The sequence below is a fragment of the Sphingomonas sp. genome (assembly GCF_023266535.1).
Taxonomy (GTDB): Bacteria; Pseudomonadota; Alphaproteobacteria; order Sphingomonadales; family Sphingomonadaceae; genus Sphingomicrobium.
In genome coordinates, this window is sequence record NZ_JAHFPY010000114.1 from 1 (window position 1) to 3,934 (window position 3,934).

6 protein-coding genes are annotated in these 3,934 nt (G+C 61.9%); 2 read left to right on the forward strand and 4 right to left on the reverse strand.

Annotated features, from left to right (window positions below):
- The coding region (locus Q0C64_RS13225) for a GTP-binding protein (protein WP_294124308.1) at positions 1–455 on the reverse strand (455 nt) is incomplete at its 3' end.
- 154 nt (positions 456–609) lie between these two features.
- Between Q0C64_RS13225 and Q0C64_RS13230 the strand changes: the two genes are divergently transcribed.
- A complete protein-coding gene (locus tag Q0C64_RS13230; protein ID WP_294124309.1) occupies positions 610–1,395 on the forward strand; it encodes a penicillin-binding protein activator LpoB in 786 nt (261 codons plus the stop codon).
- A 532-nt stretch (positions 1,396–1,927) separates the two neighbouring features.
- The gene (locus Q0C64_RS13235; RefSeq protein ID WP_294124310.1) at positions 1,928–2,488 is read left to right on the forward strand and encodes a hypothetical protein; all 561 of its coding nucleotides are present in this window, start codon (positions 1,928–1,930) and stop codon (positions 2,486–2,488) included.
- A gap of 111 nt (positions 2,489–2,599) precedes the next feature.
- Here Q0C64_RS13235 and Q0C64_RS13240 read toward each other — a convergent pair whose 3' ends face one another.
- From Q0C64_RS13240 to Q0C64_RS13250, 3 genes are all read right to left on the reverse strand, one after another.
- Positions 2,600–2,728, reverse strand: a complete 129-nt coding sequence (locus tag Q0C64_RS13240) for a hypothetical protein (protein ID WP_294124311.1) — start codon at positions 2,726–2,728, stop codon at positions 2,600–2,602.
- Between the two features lie 96 nt (positions 2,729–2,824).
- On the reverse strand, positions 2,825–3,427 hold the full coding sequence (locus tag Q0C64_RS13245; protein WP_294124312.1) for a hypothetical protein: 603 nt from the start codon (positions 3,425–3,427) through the stop codon (positions 2,825–2,827).
- Positions 3,428–3,488: 61 nt separating this feature from the next.
- Positions 3,489–3,934 (reverse strand): hypothetical protein (locus Q0C64_RS13250; protein WP_294124313.1); only part of this gene is annotated, 446 nt, incomplete at its 5' end.

Consider the following 3,934-nt stretch of genomic DNA (forward strand, 5'->3'; position numbering starts at 1 on the left):
ATTTCCTCGCGCACCTTCTCCGGCTCGGCCGCGGGGAGGTCGATCTTGTTGATCACCGGCACGATCTCATGGTCATGCTCGATGCTCTGGTAGACATTGGCCAGCGTTTGCGCCTCGACGCCCTGCGCCGCGTCGACCACCAGCAGCGCGCCCTCGCAAGCCGCCAGGCTGCGCGACACTTCATAGGCGAAGTCGACGTGGCCGGGCGTGTCCATCAGGTTGAGCTCATAGGTCTCCCCATCCGCCGCCTTCCACTTCAGCCGCACCGTCTGCGCCTTGATGGTGATCCCGCGTTCCTGCTCGATCTCCATATTGTCGAGCATCTGGCCGCGGACCATCTCGCGCTCGCTCAAGCCTCCCGTCCGCTGGATCAGCCGGTCCGCAAGGGTGCTCTTCCCATGATCAATATGCGCGATGATCGAGAAGTTACGTATTAAATTCAGTGGTTTGGACAAGGGGTTCTGCTTCGTAGGATTTGGCTTGGCGGCGCGTTAGCAGGTGGCGCCCTTTGTGTCATCGCCAGTGTCATGTTGGGCAGCGAGTCGACCCCTCGCCACAAGAGGCACTTAGTGTTACGTGAGCCCACCGATTAATTTACGGGGGTAAATCATGCGTCGTCTGATTTCCGCCGGGGCACTTGCCGCGGCCGCCTTCATTTCCGTTCCCGCTTTCGCCGCGCCGCAGGGCACCAGCAACACCGGGGCCAGCGAATCCCATAAGATGCAGTCCGCCGCGACCGCCCAGATCCCGGTCTGCGCCAGGCCGATCGGCGTGCTGGCGGTGGTCGAGCCCGAAAACCAGTGGTGGCGCGAGCTAAACCTCGGCAGCCCCGAGGCGATCATCAAGGTGTTCGTCCAGCAGTCGCACTGCTTCACCATCGTCAACCGCGGCCGCTCGATGCAGAGCCGGGCGATGGAGCGGGCGATGGCCGACCAGGGTGAGCTCCAGCAAGGCTCCAACCTCGGCAAGGGCCAGGTCAAGGCGGCGGACTATTTCCTCGAGCCCAACATCGTCACCGCCAACCAGAATAGCGGCGGCGGGGGCGGTGGAGCCGCGCTCGGCGCGCTCGGCGGCCTGTTCGGCCGTGGCGGCAGCTTCGTTGGCGGGCTGGCCGGCGGCATCAACGTCAAGAAGGGCGAGGCCAACGTCACCCTCTCCGTCGTCAACGCCCGCACTACCGAGGAAATGGTGGTCGAAGGCTATGCCCGGAAGAAGGATGTCAGCTTCGCCGGCTTTGGCGGCGGCGGCTGGTGGGGCGGCTTTGCCGCGGCCGGCGGCTACGGCTACCAGAATACCGAGATCGGGCAGATCATCGTGCTCGCCTATCTCGACGCCTACACCAAGCTGGTCGGCCAGCTGGGCGGCATTCCACAGGGCGCTCCGCCGGCGCAATAAGCTTGAGGCACCAAGCGCAAGGGAGCGAATGCACCGCATTCGCGAGCTAGCGCGTAGAGATGCCGAATGCCGAATGCCGGACGGCGTGCCGGCGTAGCCGGACACGTCCGGAAGCGAAGCTGACCGCAGGTCACCTCACGGGGTGAGCGTCAACCATGCGCCAGCATGGTGAGAGTGAACCGCCCGTGACGGCCCAGGCAATTGAAAAGGCGGCGCGCAAACCAATGTCCGCAACGGGTGGGAAGTGCACGAGCCTGCTCCCCGACGAAGGTCGGGGCCCAGGCCGGCGTTAGCCGGAAATTGCCATGGGTTTAGCCCTGACGGGCTCCTGGACCCCGGCCTTCGCCGGGGGACGCTTCCGTCCGCAATGGGTGGAAAGCGGACATTTGCAAGAGCCGACTATTATGCAAAGTGAGGCGCACGCGGAGTCCCTGATGCTGCCACCTGTCCTCGCATCACGGCAGTCGTATAACCTACGGCGACGCTGGGCGGTTCGCTGGTCCGATTTACGAACTGCGCGTTCGGAGGGGTCATGAGCGCGTTCGATCTCGATTTTTCACTGTACAGCCTGTTGCTCGGCCTCGCACTTGTGCAGGTGCTCTCAGGTCTGGTCCAAACCGTTCAGTCGCCGGATCGGGTGAAGATGGGCTGGCTAACGCCCCTGCTCGGCCTGTTCGTCATTCTCGATCTGACATCGTTTTGGACTATTGCATGGTCTGTGCGCGACGCGGCGCCGCCGGGATTCTTGGCGCTGCTTTACGGGCTGGCGGTGATGGGTCTCTACTATTTCGCTGCAAGCTTGGTCTTCCCAACGCGGCCGGAGGATTATGCGAACCTCGACCAGCATTTCTTTCGCTACCGTCGAATCGTTATCGGCGCGGTCATAGGTTGCAATCTGCTGGCGTGGACCGGCCAGGCTTTAATAGGGGTCAATCCAGTGCCGCGCGTTCAGGATGCGGCAGCTATAACCGTTTGGCTCGTCTCGCTCCTCGCTCTCATGCTCCTCCGCAAGCCGAAACCCCTCTTGGTGCTGCTCATTTTCGTGATCGCGATCTATCCAGTTTCAGGCGCGCTTTCACTCGCTGGTCTCTGAGGTCCCGTTGCCGAAGCAATATTTGGGGTGGGTTAGCAGGTTCGAACTACGGACATCCTAATGACCGGAATGGGCCGAAAGCGGTCGTTGGCTGAAGTCGTTGGAAAAGTGTCAGGGCATCTCTACGACCGTCCCGATGTTCGGCACCTTAAAGTAGCCAGTGACTATGCCGACGCAAGCCAGCAGGAAAATCAGGGCCGTGCAGCCGAGCGCAAACCGCTCCATATTCGTGACACGCATTTCGACCGCTTCTCCCAAGTATGCTGGGTTCCTCCAGTAACTCCCGGCCCGAAACTACTGCGGACCCGAACGACCGCAATGGGTGGAAAGCGGTCATTAGCCGTTGAAGAATGAAGCGTGCCAACGACTTCTCGGGAGCCTTGCGTGGCAGTCGAACTTAGTAACGAACGTCCGCCATTGGGCCTTAATTGCCCGCTGGGTTCGTTGGGGAGCGTAGAAAGAAGACCCGTGCGAAATCCAATAGCTGAAATACCGGCTCCTGCCGTCCGGTAAATCCGCGATAAGGGAGTCCCGCTGCAATATACCGTCTAGAACACCTGGCCGCTCGGGGTAGACAGGCAAAGCTAGAAACTCGCGACGAGTTATGGGGCCGAACTCATCGTGGTTGGTCAGGATTCGCAGCGCACGGAGTAAATCGCTGGTGCGGTCGGTCAGTGGGTTGTCTGGACGGCCCAAGGCTCCGCCCACTTTTCCCGGGCGGACCGGCGGCAGTTTCTCTAATGCCGAGATCAGCAGCGGCAACGCCGTGCAGCGGTTCGCGTCCAGCGCTTCGTAATCGCTGAACTTGGAAGCTGAAGACCCCAATCGGTCTACAATTGCCGCCGCACTGGTTCGATGACCATGTGGCATGGTGGAGGCGCTGAGAGGCGCGCCGCACCCTAAGCTCAAGGCAAGCAATGAAAGCGGTTTCAGGCGCATGTCTCGCGTTATCGGCGAGGCGCCTAATGATCGCAATGGGTCGAAATTAGCCATTGGCGATCTAACTTCTCGACCCGCGCTCCCATTCCGCCTGCGCCGCCGCCTCGACCTCCCGCGACGCCTTGAACAATCGCTCCTGTTCCTGCGGCGACAATTGCTTCTGCTCCTCGCTCAGCGCCTGATGCTCGGACGCCAGGCTGAAGTTCAGCTTCGACAGCAGGTAGCGCGCCGGCGGATGCTCCGGCCGCTCCGGTTCGCTCAACTTCTCCCATAGCTCGCGCCGTTTCTGGTCGAGGATCTGGCTCATCGGCGTCGCCGCAATGTGGAGCAGATGTTCGCCGCCGCGCCTCAACCCGCTCATGATCGCCCAGGGATCCTCGCATAGCCCCTCGCACATCAGGTCGAAGGTCACTTCGAAGAAGGTCACCTGGCGCAGGTAGAAATCGGCCGCGACCACCTCGCCGGCCAGCCGCGCTTGCCGCTCCTGCTCGACCTTGCCGAGCCATT